This window comes from Enterococcus sp. DIV1206, assembly GCF_051712485.1.
Taxonomy (GTDB): Bacteria; Bacillota; Bacilli; order Lactobacillales; family Enterococcaceae; genus Enterococcus; species Enterococcus faecalis.
This window is the reverse complement of sequence record NZ_JBIOOZ010000001.1, coordinates 904,562-921,747: the sequence shown is the minus strand read 5'-3', so window position 1 is coordinate 921,747 and position 17,186 is coordinate 904,562. Positions and strand designations below refer to the sequence as shown.

Genomic DNA, 17,186 nt, shown 5'->3' with positions numbered 1-17,186 from the left:
CATCAATTTCCTTCAAATTTATTGGTTCTGTTCTAAAGATAAATAGTACTCATTTTCTAATTTCTGACGTGTTTCATCTGCACTGATATTCAGGACAAAGGCCACAGCAATCGAAATAATCAGCAAACTATTCCCACCTTGACTCAAGAACGGGAAAGTAATTCCTGTTAATGGAATAATCCCAGTAATCCCACCAACATTAATAAAGACTTGAATTAATAACATTGTACCAATTCCAATACACATTAGTGAATTAAAAGGTTTCTTCGAGCGTACACCGACTAAAATAATTCGCGCAATCATAAACATCAACAATCCTAAAATCGCTAGACCGCCGATAATGCCTAACTCTTCTAAAGTAATCGCAAAGATAAAGTCCGTATGTGCTTCTGGTAAAAAGCCTTTTTTCTGAACACTATTCCCTAGACCTTTGCCAAACCAGCCGCCATTACTGATTGCATAATAAGAATTAGCTAACTGATGGCCTAAGTTCCGTTCATCTAAAAATGGATTTTTAAAAACAGCAAAACGATTATAAATATATTGGTAACGCGCTGGGAAAATTTTTCCTTTAGACATAATTAATAACTGAATAGCCGTGATACTACCTAAAATGCCCAAGCCACCGACCAAATAGGTATACATATAATTAATCCCACTTGCTAAAACCATCACGATGGTAATTAATGTTAGAATGGCCGCATTCCCGAAGTCAGGCTGGATTGCAACTAGAGCAATTAATACAAAAACGAGCATCAACGGTCGCCCGGCAGCTTGTTTAAATTGATCCATGCCTCCATTAATTGTCTTTTGTCGCCGTGCTAAAATATAAGACAAATACCAGACAACCATGATTTTTAAATACTCAGCTGGTTGCATCGAAAATCCACCAATCTCAATCCAACCACGTGCGCCGTTAATTTCTTTCCCGATACCAGGAATCCGAACGGCTAAAACCATAACCGTAATTACTGCAATGGCAAACATGATAAAACTTCGATTCTGGAAAACGGATGTTTTCATCTTATAAATAAAAAACATTGCAACTAACCCTACTACCCAAAAGGCAACCTGGTTAATAACGAATGACGTAGGTGAAAAACCTTTCATTACTTGTAATGCGGATGTGGAACTATATACCATAATCAATCCCACGATACTTAAAATTAAATATGGAATAAAAATACTATAGTCTAGCAAATGCCGTTTCTTTACTTTGTTTGGCAAAGCTTAACCCTCCTTGCCAATCTCGTTTTTTTCTTGTGTTTCTTCATAAACATCTGTATATAATTGATTCAATTCGCGTTCTAAATCACTTAGTAAGCGATGTCCTTCATCATTAGTTAAAATCCCCAAACGGGTCGCATAGGTCACTTGTCTTGAAAAACCATACATTTGTGTATCCACCACTTCTTCAAATGCTTTACATTGAGAAATGCACAAACTGTTTTTTTGATTACGAATAAGCATTTTAATGCGTTCTGCATCGTCTTCTAATAATTGAATGGCAAATTTCTTTGAAATTCCTTCGTCCATTTGTACAGAACCTCCCTATCTTAATTAAATAATTATAACATAATTCTCAGTTAGATACATGATGATTTCAGAAAATTTCCTTTAAGAAATTTTCTAAAACCAAGCGATATATTAAGTAAGAAATCTCTTTATATAACAAGCTTATTTTATCAATACAACAACAAATACATTAAAAGACTTTTTTCTTATTTTCTGCTTTTAATTTTAAATAAAATAACAAATTATATCATTTTTTTATCTCTTGATATTCTTTAATTACTTCTAAAAAGGCGGTACCATATTTATCTAATTTATTTTGGCCGACCCCTTTTATTTGCAATAATTGAATCGTTGTTTGCGGTAATTTTTCACACATTTCTTTAAGTGTACTGTCGGAAAAGATTACATATGGCGGCACGCCTGCCTCTTGAGCCATGTCCATACGTAATTCGCGTAATCGTTCAAACAAGGCATCATCCACTGCTACTTTTCGAACTTTTTGGTCTTCTTTTCGGAAGACTTTCCGTTCCCCTAAAAGCACCTGAACACCTTCTGTCGAGACTGATAACAACGGAAATTGCCCATCAGAAGGAATTAAATAACGTTCTGCTGTCAAATAATCAATCAGCTGTGTGACTTCTTTTTGCGTGCGACCTTTCATTAGTCCGTATGTTGGCAAACGATCAAAATGCCATTGATCAATTTTTTGATCTTTTGAGCCAGTCAAGACTTTACCAACTAAGCCCTTACCGAAACGTTCTCCCATACGTTTTACACAAGACAAGACTTTTTGGGCATCGACCGTAATATCGACTAATTCTCGATTATCCAGACAATTCGAGCAGCGACCGCAGTCCGTCCCTTCTTCACCAAAATAGCGTAAAATATATTTTTGTAAACACATTTGTGCATTCGCATATTGTGACATTTCCCGTAATTTCAAGTACTCTTTCTGCTTATAATCAATGGTCATTTCAGATTGTTCAATAAAGTATTGTTGAATTTGCAAGTCTTGTGGAGCAAACATTAACACAGCATCACTAGGCAGACCGTCACGACCAGCTCGGCCGGCTTCTTGATAATAAGATTCAATATTCCCTGGTACTTGTGCGTGAATGACAAAATGAACATTACTCTTATTAATCCCCATACCAAAGGCATTTGTTGCTACCATCACTTGCACTTGATCATACAAGAACGCTTCTTGATTTTCACTACGTAGCTGTTCACTCATACCCCCATGATACATCCCAGCAGCAATTTTTTTATTCTCTAATAAATGATAAATTCGTTCAACTTCCTTCCGCGTGCTTGCATAAATAATACCTGATTGCCCAGTATTCATCTTTAAATATTCCAAAAGAAAAACGTCTCTATTTTGATCTTTCACGACTTGAAAAGATAAATTTTCTCGAGCGAATCCTGTTTTGATTTCATTTTCTGATGGAATTCTTAATTGCTTGACAACATCCTCCGCTACTTGTGGCGTTGCTGTAGCTGTTAGTGCAATCACAGTTGGTTGTTGTTGAAATTGATCGATAATCTCTGCTAAACGCAAATAGCTTGGACGAAAATCATGCCCCCATTGTGAAATACAGTGTGCCTCATCTACTGCCAATAAATCAATCGGTACATGTGTCAGCATCTGTTGAAAATCATAAGATTCTAATCGCTCTGGCGCAACATACAACAGCTTGACTTCTTTGTTAACCGCTAATTGAATACGATGATTCATTTCTTGATAGGAAATGGTACTATTGATATATGTAGCTGGAATTCCCATTAAATTCAGGGCGTCTACTTGATCTTTCATTAAAGAAATTAATGGTGAAATCACCAATGTTAAATTATCCAGAAGTAAGGCTGGCAACTGATAACAAATTGATTTGCCTCCACCTGTTGGCATAATGCCTAAGACATTTTCTTGTCGCAATACATGACGAATAATCGTTTCTTGTCCTGGCCGAAAATCATCATAGCCAAATGTATCTTTTAATAATTCTTGTAATGCACTCATTTATTGCGCTCCAATCTTTGTTCTACAAGTCATTTTAACACGCTAATCTAACAGGAACAAGGTGTGTTAAAACAAGACACAATCGTGAAACACCAGTTAACGTGAAACATCAAAAAGAATGAAAAATTGTGAAAGCTTGCTATCAAAAGCTTTCAAAAATAACGACATTTGCTTGTTGTGGATAACGAGTAGTTATCCACACATAAAAAAATAACCTTATCTTAAAATACGCATTAATTCGTTTTTGCCATCAAAAAAACCAACTATTTTCGTAGTAAAACGAGCATAGTTGGTTTAAATGTTTATTTGTCGAAAAATTATTCAGCTTTTTTCTTTTTCTTGCTTGCTTTTTCGCGTTCGTTTTTGTTAAGAATTTGTTTTCTTAAACGGATGCTTTCTGGTGTTACTTCACAGTATTCATCTTCATTCAAGAATTCTAATGATTCTTCTAACGTTAATTTTTTCGGTTTTTTGATGACTGATGTTTGGTCTTTCGTTGCCGAACGAACGTTAGTCATTTGTTTAGCTTTTGTGATGTTCACAGTTAAATCGTTGTCGCGGTTGTTTTCCCCAACAATCATTCCTTCGTAAACTTCTGTCGTTGGTTCAACGAAAACTGTACCACGTTCTTCAATACTCATGATTGAGTAAGTCGTTGCTTTACCAGTATCGATTGAAACTAGTGCACCTTGATGACGGCCACCAATCGTTCCTTGAATCATTGGTAAGTATTGATCGAAGGTGTGGTTCATAATACCATAACCACGAGTCATTGATAAGAATTCTGTTGAATAACCAATTAAGCCACGAGCTGGTGCTAAGAAGATTAAACGCATTTGTCCGTTACCGGCATTAATCATATCTTGCATTTCGCCTTTACGTAAACTTAGTGATTCAATCACGCTACCCATGTATTCTTCAGGTGTGTCAATTTGAACACGTTCAAATGGTTCACATTTAACTCCATCAATTTCACGTTCAATAACTTCTGGACGAGAAACTTGTAATTCATAGCCTTCACGACGCATGTTTTCAATTAAAATTGATAAATGCAATTCGCCACGACCTGATACAGTCCAAGAATCTGGGCCAATTGGATCAACACGTAAAGATACGTCTGTTTGTAACTCAGCCATTAAACGTTCTTCGATTTTACGAGCGGTGATGTATTTTCCTTCACGTCCCGCAAATGGAGAATTGTTAACTAAGAAAGTCATTTGTAAGGTTGGCTCATCAATGTGTAGAATTGGTAATGCTTCTTGATTGTGAACATCTACAACTGTTTCCCCAACGAAAATGTCTTCCATTCCGGAAACGGCAATTAAATCGCCCGCTTTTGCTTCATCAATTTCCACACGTTGTAGGCCAAAGAAACCTAAAATTTTCGTTACACGGAAATTTTTCACGCTGCCATCTAATTTCATCAACGCAACTTGGTCGCCGACTTTCATTGTGCCACGGAACACACGGCCAATCCCAATACGTCCAACGTAATCGTTGTAGTCTAGTAATGAGACTTGGAATTGAAGTGGTTCGTCTGAATTATCAACTGGAGCTGGCACATGTTCAATAATTTTATCAAAAATTGGGGCCATTGTTGGCTCTTGATCTGCTGGATCATCTGATTCACTTGAAGTTCCGTTTAAAGCAGAAGCATAAACAACTGGGAAATCTAATTGATCGTCGTCTGCGCCTAATTCGATGAATAACTCTAAAACTTCATCTACTACGTGTTCAGGACGAGCAGAAGGTTTGTCAATTTTGTTAACAACCACGATTGGTGTTACTTTTTGTTCTAATGCTTTTTTCAATACGAAACGTGTTTGAGGCATTGTTCCTTCATACGCATCGACAACTAAAACAACACCGTCTACCATTTTCATGATACGTTCTACTTCACCACCGAAGTCCGCGTGTCCTGGTGTATCTAGAATGTTGATACGTGTACCGTTATAATCTACTGCTGTATTTTTTGCTAAGATAGTAATTCCACGTTCACTTTCAAGTGCATTGGAATCCATTGCACGTTCTTGTAATTGTGTGTGCCCATCTAAAGTGTCAGATTGTTTTAAAAGTTCATCTACTAAGGTTGTTTTACCATGGTCAACGTGGGCGATAATTGCCACGTTACGAATATCATCTCTGTATTTCAATTTAATTGCTCCTTATCTATATACGCTTATGTTACTTAAGTCCATAAAAGCCGACTGCTTATTATAGCAAACTTTTTTCATTAAAAAAAGGCTTTCGCCTGCAAAAATAATGAAAGTTTTAGAAATTATTCGGCTTTTTCTGAAAACAAGGACATTTTTTTACAAATTTTTCTCTTTTAAAAGAGGAAGAGCCTTACCTTCCAGCAACGCTCTTCTTGGATTATTCCGATTCATTTAAATATCGGGTAAATACTTCATCATAGGTTTCAGGAGTTGCTGCAATAAAGTATTCACGACCCGCAAAAGTTAATGGTTTTCCTGTAACACCAGAGTATTTAAACCCAAATTCTTCCAAAAGTACTAAGCCTGCTGCATAATCCCAAGGACTTAGATTAGATAAATAGCCATGATGGTTGCCTTTTAACATGGCAATAATTTCCAAACCTGCACAACCGCTAATACGCACGCCCATGCTTGCTTGTCCGATTTCCGTTGCGTGATGAATATTTTTTCCATGCATGTAAGCATTCATGCCCCATAATCCATCTGCCAAGGCTTTCATAGTAGGCGCTTTTAATAATTGATTATTCCGATAAACGCCAAGCCCTTTGCCGCCCCAATAAAGTTCTTCTCGCATCACATCATAGATAAAACCTAATTTACCAATGCCGTCTTCATAAACAGCTAACATAATACAAAAATTTTCTCTTTCCATCACGAAATTCATTGTGCCATCAATCGGATCGATGATCCACACGCGACCAGCAAAACTTTTTAAAGTATTGTAGCCTTTTTCTTCCCCTAAAATTTGATCTTCGGGAAAATTTGTTTGAATTTTATTCATTAAAAATTCTTGGGTTTGTTCATCCATATTTGTCACTAAATCGGTGCGGCCATTTTTCTGTTGAACGGTTAACTCTGATTCCAAGTTCATTCGAATCACATCGGCTGCTTCAAAAAGCCAACTTTGAATTGTTTGAACAAATTTTTGCGTTTCAGTCATCTAATCATCCCCCAGCTTTAATTTACCGCTTCCCTGTTTTTTAGCTTGTTGAAGCGTACGATATAACGAATATCCTGAAGCATTTTCAAATTCACGACCTAAGCGTTTTTCTTCGCCGATACTTTTAACGACCGTTTTAAATTGTTGATAGGTTGTTAAAAATTTGTCAACAGGCAAGCCTGTTTCGTTGGCTTGCTCAACTGCTGTCCACATATTAGTGACAATCACCATTTCTTCTGTCGTCCAATCTAAATCTAATGGATATTGATAGTCTTTCATGTCTTCACCTCATCTTCTCTAGTTTAGCATATTTTCATAAAAAAACATCTTATTTACGTCGATTTTTTAATGCATTAAAGAGAGGATATTCTGCTGTTCCTTTGCGATACAAACTTTGTTGCGAAGCATAAATACCGCTATTTCCTGAGCACATAAAACTGATTAAGCAGACCATGAAAAAATAGACTGCCGCTTCACTACCAAATAGTTCAATGCCCATAATGAAACAAGCAATTGGCGTGTTCGTGGCGCCAGAAAAAACACCAATAAATCCTAAACCTGCTAAAAAAGGAATTGACAGATGTAACAAAGGGGCCAAAGAACTCCCTAACGTAGCCCCAATTTCAAACAATGGCGTCACTTCTCCTCCTTGGAATCCGGCACCCAAGGATAACACCGTAAAGAATAATTTCCCAACAAAATCAAAAGGCTGCGCATTGCCTGCAAAAGCATCTTCTAGTAAAGGTAAACTCAAGCCTAAATAACGTTGGTTGTTTAAGACGAGCACAAACAGAACGACAATGGACGCCCCAAGAAACGCACGAAGGTAGACATTAGCAAACCAATTTGCGTAGGTCTTTTTTAAAAAGACAATGGAACGACTAAAAACCCAACCTGCTAAGCCAAAACAAATCGATGCCAAAAATAATTTTACGAATAGATCAACCGACCAAGTCGGAATTTTGCCCATCGGATAATGCGTATGCGTTACACCAAAACTTTCAGTCACAAAATTAGCAAATAAGCCTGCAAAAAAACTTGGGAAAAGTGCCTCTGCACGAACTTTTCCAATCGCCAAAACTTCTAATCCGAAAACCGTTCCCGCTAATGGTGTGCCAAAAACAGAACTAAAACCTGCACTAATTCCGCTAATAATAATTACTTGTCGTTCCAAAGCGGACAGTTTAAAGACTTTTCCTACAGCATTTGCGATTGCGCCCCCCATTTGCACCGCCGTCCCTTCACGACCAACAGAACCACCAAATAAGTGCGTAGTAATCGTGCCAAACAATGTTAAAGGAATTAAGCGCAAGGGAATATCTTCTTCCCCGCCATTGCCTTGTTCAATCACTAAGTTATTTCCTCGGCTAGCATTTTTCCCAAAACGCGTATAGAAATACGTAAAAACAACACCGCTAATGGGGAGAATAAAGAGTAACCAAGGATTTGCTAAACGAACATCTGTTACATAGGTGAGACTCTTTAAGAAAAAGGCGGATAACGCCCCCATAAATAAACCAATAATTGCGGTAATGAGCAACCATTTTGCCATATAACCGCCGATTGATAGTAGTTGCTTTGTTTCTTTTTTCACTTTACATGCTCCTTTACAATTTTCTTATCGCCAATCCTAGCGTACAGAAAAAGCCTACCAAAGGGTACACTTCTCCCGTTTGGTAGGCGTCATTAATTTATTCGTCCGATAAATAGTTCGTGGTGAACACCATCACCATGTTGCTATTAAACTATTAAAAATAATACCACGCAACTCTGGAAAGTGCAATAAAAAATCAATTGCGTTCCGTTTTTATCCACGTTCTATTCCCTTTAATAAACCGATAATAAGCCATTACCACACTAACGAATAAAATTAAGTACATGTAGGAAATAGTAAAAGGTAAACTAATTAACCCCACTTTTGCCGGTACTTCTAATTGAAAATTTTTCAACTCGCGATAATAGTTGATTGTAAAAAAAATGCCGAAAACGAGTGAAATACTGACAGCCAAAGCAAAACTAATACCTAGAGATAACGAAAAACCTAACCTATACAAGTGTTGCAGTTGAAGCCCAGTTAAAACAAAAACGAGGATTCCTGCGACGAGATTAATAAAGGGTTGCGCTAAAAAATAATAGATGCCGCACTTCTGCCTTAGCGTTAATGACTTTGATTTAATCACCCTGGGTAAATACGCTAGACAATCTAAATTCCCTTGAACCCAACGGCTTCGTTGCCGAATAAAACGTTTCACACCTCTCAGTGCTTCTTGAGCCATAAAGGCCTCGTCAATATAAGCAATCGATAACTCTTTCAGCATTAATTTAATGGTTAACTCATAGTCATCCAATAAAGCATTTCCCCAAGGCTGATAGCCTAAGTGTTCGGTAATCATTGATAACCGAAAAAACTGACCATTGCCACCAAGTCCAATGGTTTTTGTTGCTCGACGCGCCTTTTGAATAAAATTATTAATCGTAAAAAACTCAACATCTTGTGCAATAAACATAAAACTTGTAACATCTTTCATTTTGATTCTTGTTTGCGCAGCACAGACTGTTGTATCTGCGAAAACAGCAGTTAGTTCATTGATAATATTCTCACTAAAAAAACCATCTGCATCCACTACTCCCACCAATATTTGATTTCGTGAGTAGTCTTTTTTTTCTGCATCTGCTAATACAATTTGGAAAGCATGGTTCAAAGCGGCGCCTTTGCCTTGTTGCGCATTAGGAAATTGACGAGACAGAACTTGGATTGGACCAGCAATACTGTCCATCATTGCTTTGGTTTGGTCCGTTGATCCATCATCAATCGCGATTATTTTTTTCTTAATTGGTAAAGCAACCAGTTTTTTTAATGTTTCTCCGATGACTTTCTCCTCGTTTACACACGGTACAAGAAAGTAGCAGAAAAATTCTTCTGCTACTTCGACTTCTCTTCTTGTTTTTTTTCTTGTTCGAAAACTGAGAAATAAACTTGTAAATAAATAGGTTAAGAAAATGAACATAATTACTTTGTATAACTGATACAAATAAATCATGTAATTTGTCCTCTTTTCAAAAAATAACGATATAGAATGTAGGCAGTGACAATTGAAACTAGAATAACACCAATTAAATCAGTCACGAAAAGGGCGCCCGTTGAAATTACCCCAAGTTTCGGTAAAGCGGATTGACTCATTAGATACTCCTTTCTCTCTATTTGTTTTTTACCAACACACCACCACGATAACCATGACACATCCCCCATAATAATATCTTGGCGGATTATAGTACACAGGTGGATTATAGTTAGTGATGGGTGGCACATAGGGCCAAACTGTTGGTGGCGGTGGATTATAAACTGGTATTCTGCGATTTTCTCGAACAATTGCAATTGTTTGCCCCGCATGATTTTGCATCAGACTGACACGTGTTGGCGTAGTATTTCGTGAATAACCAGCTGGCGCTTGAACTTCTCTAATTTCATACACTCGGTTTACGGATAGTCCACTGATAGTAACTGTACCATCTCCCCCAGTTGTCACTCTTTGTGTATAGCCGTTAGTTGTATCTTTCCATTCAAAAACAGCGCCTGCTAAACGTACTTTTGTTTCAACATCTTGTTTAATAATTTTAATAGCACCATAGTTTGCTTTATTGTTTAACACTAACGTATACGTTTTTGCGCCTTGGCCTCGTAAGTCAATCCGATGGACCCTACTATCCAACGCATACCCAGTTGGCGCTTGAATCTCGGTGATTTCATAAATACGATCTGACGATAATCCTGGAATCAGTACTTCACCATTTCCATTTGCTGTAAATGTTGCCGTATAGTTATTGGTGGTATCGCGAAATCTAAATTTCGCTCCTGCTAAACGTTGTTTTGTATCCGTATCTTGCTTAATAATTTTGATAGCGCCCTGTTGTGATGTATTATTCAAGACTAGTGTATAGGTTTTACCACCTTGTCCACGTAAATCAACTTTATGAACACGTCTATCTATAGTATAGCCGTTTGGTGCTTTAATTTCTGTGATCTCATAGATACGATCACTGGCTAATCCAGGAATCAGTACTTCACCGTTTCTATCCGCTGTAAACGTTGCTGTGTAATTGTTGGTCGTGTCTCGGAATTTAAATTGTGCGCCTGCTAAACGTTGTTTCGTATATCCATCTTGCTTAATAATTTTGATGGCACTTTTTTGTGCTTGATTATTTAAGACTAATGTATAGGTTTTACCACCTTGTCCACGTAAATCAACTTTATGAACACGTCTATCTATGATATAGCCATTCGGCGCTTTGATTTCTGTGATCTCATAGATACGATCACCGGCTAATCCAGTAATCAGTACTTCACCGTTCCTATTCGCTGTAAACGTTGCAGTATAATTATTGGTTGTGTCTCGGAATTTAAATTGTGCACCTGCTAAACGTTGTTTCGTATATCCATCTTGCTTAACAATTTTGATGGCGCCTTTTTGTGCTTGATTATTTTTGGTAAACGTGTAGGTTTTGCCAGCATAATTCGAAGGTAAAAGAACTCTATGCACCGTTTTGTCAAGTATATAACCATTTGGTGCTTTTATTTCTGTAATTTCATAAATCCGGTTGACGGAAAAATTATATAAAGTTGCTTCACCATTAGCATTAGCAGTTACTACGCCTGTATTCCCGTTCACTGTGTCACGCCATCTAAATTGTGCACCTGCTAAACGTTGTTTTGAATAACTATCTTGTTTAATTAATTTTAAATTGCCACGTAGCGCAACATTTTCAATGGTATAATAACCAATCTTGTCAGCAAAATTAGTCGTTAGGGTAACTCGGTAAGTCTTGTTATTTAAGATATAGCCGTTTGGTGCTTTAATTTCCGTAATTTCGTATACACGATTGACTGGCAAATCTGTTATCAGTGCTTGTCCATTTTTGTCGGCTACAACTGTTCCTTCTTTTCCCGTCACCGTATCACGCCATTTGAACTCTGCACCTGCTAGACGTTTTCTTGAATCTTTGTCTACTTTGATTATTGCTAGACTACCTTTTTGCGCTGTATTTTCAATGATTACTGTCACTACTTTATTTGCCTGTGCAGTTGTTAAAGTGACTTTATGCACGGTTTTGTCTAGTACATAACCTGTGGGTGCTTTCGTTTCTGTGATTTCATACGTACGATTGACGGATAAGTTGGGAATTGTGACCGTTCCATCGGTTCCAACTGTCACTGTTCCTGTTTTTCCTGTCACCGTATCTTTCCACTGAAATTCTGCGCCTGTTAAACGTTTTTTACTGTCTTTGTCTTGTTTAACAATTTTGATAGACCCTTTTTGCGCTATATTGTCAACAGTTACAGTCACTACTTTATTGGCTTGTGCAGTTGTTAAAGTGACTTTATGCACGGTTTTGTCTAGTACATAACCTGTGGGTGCTTTCGTTTCTGTGATTTCATACTTACGATTGACTGCTAAATTGGGAATTGTGATGGTTCCATCGATTCCAACTGTCACTGTTCCTGTTTTTCCTGTCACCGTATCTTTCCACTGAAATTCTGCGCCTGTTAAACGTTTTTTACTGTCTTTATCTTGTTTAACAATTTTGATGGAACCAATTTGTACTTGCTGCTTATTCTTCACCCGATATGTTAAAGTGTAGTCGGCTTTTCCAGCAAATGAAATAGGATGTTTAGTATCGTCTAATTCATAGCCATTAGGCGCCTTCGTTTCAACTAAATAATATTCTCCATCAGGTGATAAATTTGAAAATAACAGCTCGCCATTTTCATTCGTGACACCTTTTTCTATTAGATTATTTTTTTGGTCATACAACGAAAATTCAGCACCCGCTAAACGCTTCGCCTCATTATTTTCATCTACTTTTTCTACTTTTAATTGATTTTCTAAACGTGTATTTTCTTTTTTCAGACGAATCGTCTGAGTTTGGCCTGATTTAATTTCAAATGATACTGGCGTTGCATCTAATTTATAGCCGGGTGGTGCTTTAACCTCAATTAATTCATATTGATCAGGTTCTAAACCAGCTAAACGGATTTGTCCAGATTGATTGGTCCTTAAATTCTCTTGAATAACTTGTTGTGTTTTTTTATTCACAAGTTTGAAAATAGCGCCTTGCAGAACTTCAGCTGTCTCTGCGTCTATTTTTTCTAAAATAACACCACCTTGACCTGTTCCTCCACTATTTTCATCCGCAGTGATATAAGCGATGTCTTCATCTTCCCAAGCATCGAATCCCTCATTAGAAATACGCATATAGGTGTAATTTGATAGTAAGGCATCACTTGGAATATTTTCATTTGGAATTGTTTCTAAATAAATATAATAGGCGTTTTTGTTAGAAAGATAACTGCCCGTAGCCGTTGGTATTCCTTCAAATTTCTCCGCTTCATAATTAAGTCCGCTTTTAGAAGCATGTTTTTGGAAAAATTGACTAGCATCGTAACTGTATTCATCATGCTCTAAATTCCGAATCATTTCACCATTTACTTCTAAAATAGGCTGCTTGGTGAGATACGCGGCAATACTGTCAACAGCTAATGTTTGGTTTGGACCTACATTATCTAAAAATTTAAAGGTTGTTTTTTCTGAACCTGAAAGTCCTGCTTGGTTATAGTTAAAATAGATGACCCAAGCAACTCTTCCTTCTGGCGTAAAACCTAAAGGAACTTTCCGAACGAGCTCAGTTTCTGGAACTTTCTCAACATATTGCCCAATGTTAATCATTGCAACTTTTTGTGAATCTCCAAAAGTAAAAGTCACTTTATCTTCAAAATTTTCTGACAAATTTTGGTTATATCGTAATTTTAATTCTAAATCAGCTGAATAGTCTACAATATTTTGCAACGCTTTAATCGTCCAAGTTCCATCATCATTTGGAGTCACTCGAAGCCCATCACTGATTTCAAAAGGTGTCATTGAATAGGAATATTTTTCGCTATCCATTCTTAATGTAATCGTCTCTCCAATTGCTAATTCGGAAATTGATAACGCCAAGGAAACAGTTGCCCAATCTTTTGTCGCAACAATTTCCGTCTTATTTTCTGGATACTCCACAGATACAGACCGAATTTGCGGTCCACTTTCATTATCTATCGCATAAGAAATAATACTTGTATTAGATCCTAAAATAATAAAAATAATTAAACAAAGCGAAAATAACTTATTAATAATTTTTTTCATTCATCACAATCCTTTCAACATCAATATGTGTCTTTTTAGACACTAATTCACTAAAAAAAATAGTCATAATTTCTTCATTCTTCAAATCCAACAACTGTGAAATCAATTTAATATCCGCTGCTTTGAAAACAACTTCTCCTTTTAATTTTTTGTAAATCGTTGAAGCGGATACGGGCTGCCCGTATGCAGTCATTTCATTTGCCAACCATTCAACATTTTTTCCTTTCATTCTCAATTTTGAGTGAATTAAATTTGATTCCATTTTACTCTCCCCCTTTTCCACTCTTCGTGTCTAATAAGACACAGAAATTATATCATTTTGTGAAAAAAACGTCAATATCATTAAAATCAAATAACTTTTTTGTTATATTTGTTATATCTACTTTCAAAAAAACATGTTTCTTTTGCGACACTTTTTGTGCTAGAATGTTTTTACGGAGGTGGTTTTTTTGAAAGAAAATTTTTTGAAGCAAAAACGGATGGAGAAAAATCTTACATTAGAACAAGTTGGAAATTTTGTTGGTGTTGGAAAAAGTACCGTCAGGAAATGGGAAACTGGAATGATTGAAAATATGGGGAGGGATAAAATTGTCGCCTTATCTAAAGTTTTAGATGTATCACCTCTTGAAATCTTAGGTATTCCTGAAACGGAAGAAACGCCACTTGTTGTCCCGACCAATATTATGAATGTTTACAAACAATTGACAACTGAAAATCAAGAAGCAGTCTATCGATATGCTCAAAAGAAATTAACAGAACAAAATTACTTTTAATATTTATTTTAAATAGATGAATGTTAGACTTTTTAGTCAACGTCAAACAAAAAAAGCTTATCCTTCCGGATAAGCTTTTTTTAGATTGACTGTTGGCCAAAATACTGACGCCATTTGGTTTTCATGGCTGTCGTCATCGGCAACGCTGCTTCTTTGACAGCACAATATTTGTCAACAAAGGTTACAATGTAACTTTCTTTGTATTTTGGTGGTGCAATAGTTGCGCCCCACATATGTTTAATAATAATGTCTCGTTCTAAATCAGACAACTCTGTAATTTTTTCAGCATTTTTGGCTGCAATTCGTGGATGAACATAGGCATGAGAGCCTTCGTCAAACTTTGTTGTGCGCCAATCATAGTAAAACAAATCATGCAATAAACCAGCACGAGCTGTTGCACGAGCATTGCCGTTCCAACGCTTTGCTAATTTATAGCTATGATAGGAAACACTAATTGAATGTTCTAAACGAGTTGAATGCATATGTTGTGTGTATTCTGCTAATTTTTGGACTTCTTCGGTTGCTAATAAATCTTCTACATAAGAAAGATATTCTTCGTCTTCACGCCATTTTTCTGTCATATAATTGGGTGCCACCTTTTCTAATCCTTTTATAACTTGACTCGAGTATAGCACCCCAGCTATTTAATTACTATGAATTTCTCAATCTGTAACTTAACTTTAATATTTGCTTAATAAGTTTAGCGTTCAACGCAGTAAAATTTTCACAAAAACTTCTACATTTCTTCTGGTGCATGTAATCCTAGTAAACGTAAATCTTCTTTTAAAACAGTAGCTACTGCATAAACTAACGCTAAGCGTGCCTCTTTTTGAGCATCTTCATCCAAAATCCGAACATGGGCATAATATTTATTGAACGCTTGTGCTAAATGAATGCTATGTTTCGCAATAACAGATGGTTCATATTTTTCAGCAGCTTGCATCACAGTTTCAGGGAATTTTTGTAACAACTTCACGACTTCCCAGCTATCCTTGTCATTTAGTGCATAACGTTGTGTAGCGTCTGGTGTAAAGTTTGCTTTACGTAAAATACTCATCGCACGAGCATGTGTATATTGAACATATGGGCCAGTTTCGCCTTCAAAACGAACAACTTCATCTAATACAAAATCGAAATTATTTAGACGATCATTTTTAAGGTCATGGAAAATAACTGCACCTACACCAACTTGTTTCGCCACTTCTTCACGATTTGCTAAGTCTGGATTTTTCTCGTTAATTTGATTTCCTGCTAAAGTAACAGCTTCATTCAATACTTCTTCTAATAAAACAATTTTCCCTTTACGTGTGGATAATTTTTTACCGCCTTGAGTAATTAAACCAAACGGAATGTGTTCCATATCATCTGACCAGTCAAATCCTAGTTCTTTCAAGACTGCTTTTAATTGTTTGAAGTGATTGCTTTGTTCGTTGCCGACTACATAAAGTGATTTGGCAAAATCATACGTCCGTTTACGGTAAAGCGCAGCAGCTAAATCCCGTGTGATATATAAGGTCGCACCATCTGATTTACGAATAAGTGCTGGATTTAAATTATATTCTGTCAAATCAACAATTTCTGCACCTTGATTTTCTGTTAATAAATGTTTTTCTTCTAATAAAGTAACAATTTCATCCATTTTATCATTATAAAAGGCTTCGCCATTATAAGAATCAAATTCAACTTCTAACATGGAATAGATTTTATCAAATTCTTTTAGAGACTCGCTACGGAACCATTTCCATAATTCATTGGCTTCTTGGTCTCCTTCTTCTAATTTTTTAAACCAAGCACGTGCTTCGTCTTCTAATTCTGGTTTTTCTTCTGCTTCTTCATGAAATTGCACATATAAGCGCAATAATTCATTAATTGGTTGTTGGCGGACTGCTTCTTCAGAACCCCATTTTTTATAAGCTACAATTAACTTACCAAACTGTGTACCCCAGTCACCTAAGTGGTTAATCCGAATTGGCTGATACCCAATTTTTTCTAAAATAAAGGCAATTGAATTCCCGATTACCGTAGAACGTAAGTGCCCCATAGAAATTGGTTTAGCAATGTTTGGTGAAGACATATCAATAGGAACATTGCCATTATTGCCAAAGGTACTGTTTCCGTAGTTGTTTTTTTCTTTGACTACTGCGCCAATGACAGCTTGACTGACTGCTTCTTTATTCATGAAAAAGTTTAAATAAGGTCCCACCACTTCAATTTTTTCAAAATTTGTGCCATCAATTTTTTCTGCTAATTCTGCTGCAATTTGTTGTGGTGCTTTACGATAAATTTTAGCTAATGAAAAGGCTGGAAAAGCAACATCTCCATGATCAACAGATTTAGGATTTTCCAATAATTGTTCGATTTGATCCATCGTTAATTCTTCATTTAAAACATCATGTAACGCTTTTGCTACGATTTCTTTGTTGTTCATAAGAACCCTCCTGATTAATTTGTAAGTATAAAAAAACAAAAACGTCTCTGACAAAACAAAATGATTTGTTTTGTCAGAGACGAGAATTTACCCGCGGTACCACTCTAATTGTCTATACT

At 36.5% G+C, this 17,186-nt stretch carries 14 protein-coding genes, 1 riboswitch and 1 other annotated feature (1 of these 16 cut by a window edge); of the genes, 1 reads left to right on the top strand and 13 read right to left on the bottom strand.

The features are described 5' to 3' along the window. Positions 1-18: 18 nt before the first annotated feature. From IGK86_RS04580 to IGK86_RS04530, 11 genes are all read right to left on the bottom strand, one after another. Complete coding sequence (locus IGK86_RS04580; protein WP_002356686.1) at positions 19-1,227, bottom strand: FtsW/RodA/SpoVE family cell cycle protein; 1,209 nt, start codon at positions 1,225-1,227, stop codon at positions 19-21. A 3-nt stretch (positions 1,228-1,230) separates the two neighbouring features. Continuing rightward, positions 1,231-1,536 (bottom strand): YlaN family protein, encoded by a 306-nt coding sequence (locus IGK86_RS04575; RefSeq protein ID WP_002356684.1) that lies wholly within the window; start codon positions 1,534-1,536, stop codon positions 1,231-1,233. Positions 1,537-1,762: 226 nt separating this feature from the next. Then, the gene (gene recQ / locus IGK86_RS04570) at positions 1,763-3,532 is read right to left on the bottom strand and encodes a DNA helicase RecQ (protein ID WP_016616753.1); all 1,770 of its coding nucleotides are present in this window, start codon (positions 3,530-3,532) and stop codon (positions 1,763-1,765) included. 317 nt (positions 3,533-3,849) lie between these two features. After that, positions 3,850-5,685: a translational GTPase TypA gene (typA, locus tag IGK86_RS04565; RefSeq protein ID WP_002356682.1), complete on the bottom strand. Its 1,836-nt coding sequence runs from the start codon at positions 5,683-5,685 to the stop codon at positions 3,850-3,852. 220 nt (positions 5,686-5,905) lie between these two features. Beyond that, positions 5,906-6,688, bottom strand: coding sequence for an inositol monophosphatase family protein (locus IGK86_RS04560; protein ID WP_016616755.1), 783 nt, complete (start codon positions 6,686-6,688; stop codon positions 5,906-5,908). Beyond that, complete coding sequence (locus IGK86_RS04555; protein ID WP_002356679.1) at positions 6,689-6,967, bottom strand: UPF0223 family protein; 279 nt, start codon at positions 6,965-6,967, stop codon at positions 6,689-6,691. Between the two features lie 49 nt (positions 6,968-7,016). Beyond that, positions 7,017-8,282: a voltage-gated chloride channel family protein gene (locus tag IGK86_RS04550; protein ID WP_002384204.1), complete on the bottom strand. Its 1,266-nt coding sequence runs from the start codon at positions 8,280-8,282 to the stop codon at positions 7,017-7,019. Positions 8,283-8,358: 76 nt separating this feature from the next. Continuing rightward, a riboswitch (Fluoride riboswitch) is annotated at positions 8,359-8,428 on the bottom strand. A 50-nt stretch (positions 8,429-8,478) separates the two neighbouring features. Beyond that, positions 8,479-9,729 (bottom strand): glycosyltransferase family 2 protein, encoded by a 1,251-nt coding sequence (locus tag IGK86_RS04545; protein WP_010713202.1) that lies wholly within the window; start codon positions 9,727-9,729, stop codon positions 8,479-8,481. Next, positions 9,726-9,869, bottom strand: coding sequence for a hypothetical protein (locus IGK86_RS04540; protein ID WP_002400869.1), 144 nt, complete (start codon positions 9,867-9,869; stop codon positions 9,726-9,728). Before IGK86_RS04540 ends, IGK86_RS04545 begins: the two co-directional genes overlap by 4 nt. A 28-nt stretch (positions 9,870-9,897) precedes the next feature. After that, positions 9,898-13,866 (bottom strand): MSCRAMM family protein, encoded by a 3,969-nt coding sequence (locus IGK86_RS04535; RefSeq protein ID WP_104877087.1) that lies wholly within the window; start codon positions 13,864-13,866, stop codon positions 9,898-9,900. Continuing rightward, positions 13,850-14,128, bottom strand: a complete 279-nt coding sequence (locus IGK86_RS04530) for a hypothetical protein (RefSeq protein ID WP_010707303.1) — start codon at positions 14,126-14,128, stop codon at positions 13,850-13,852. The genes IGK86_RS04535 and IGK86_RS04530 overlap by 17 nt, the downstream gene beginning before the upstream one ends. A 178-nt stretch (positions 14,129-14,306) precedes the next feature. Here IGK86_RS04530 and IGK86_RS04525 point away from each other — a divergent pair, with 178 nt between their 5' ends. Continuing rightward, on the top strand, positions 14,307-14,639 hold the full coding sequence (locus IGK86_RS04525; protein WP_016618386.1) for a helix-turn-helix domain-containing protein: 333 nt from the start codon (positions 14,307-14,309) through the stop codon (positions 14,637-14,639). An 80-nt stretch (positions 14,640-14,719) separates the two neighbouring features. Here IGK86_RS04525 and IGK86_RS04520 read toward each other — a convergent pair whose 3' ends face one another. Both IGK86_RS04520 and argS read right to left on the bottom strand, forming a co-directional pair. Next, complete coding sequence (locus tag IGK86_RS04520) at positions 14,720-15,220, bottom strand: HD domain-containing protein (RefSeq protein WP_002356666.1); 501 nt, start codon at positions 15,218-15,220, stop codon at positions 14,720-14,722. A 155-nt stretch (positions 15,221-15,375) separates the two neighbouring features. Then, positions 15,376-17,067 carry an arginine--tRNA ligase gene (gene argS, locus IGK86_RS04515; RefSeq protein ID WP_002367081.1) on the bottom strand — a complete coding sequence of 564 codons (1,692 nt, stop codon included), beginning with the start codon at positions 17,065-17,067 and terminating at the stop codon, positions 15,376-15,378. 72 nt (positions 17,068-17,139) lie between these two features. Next, positions 17,140-17,186 (bottom strand) — a binding site (T-box leader) (it continues 157 nt past the right edge of the window).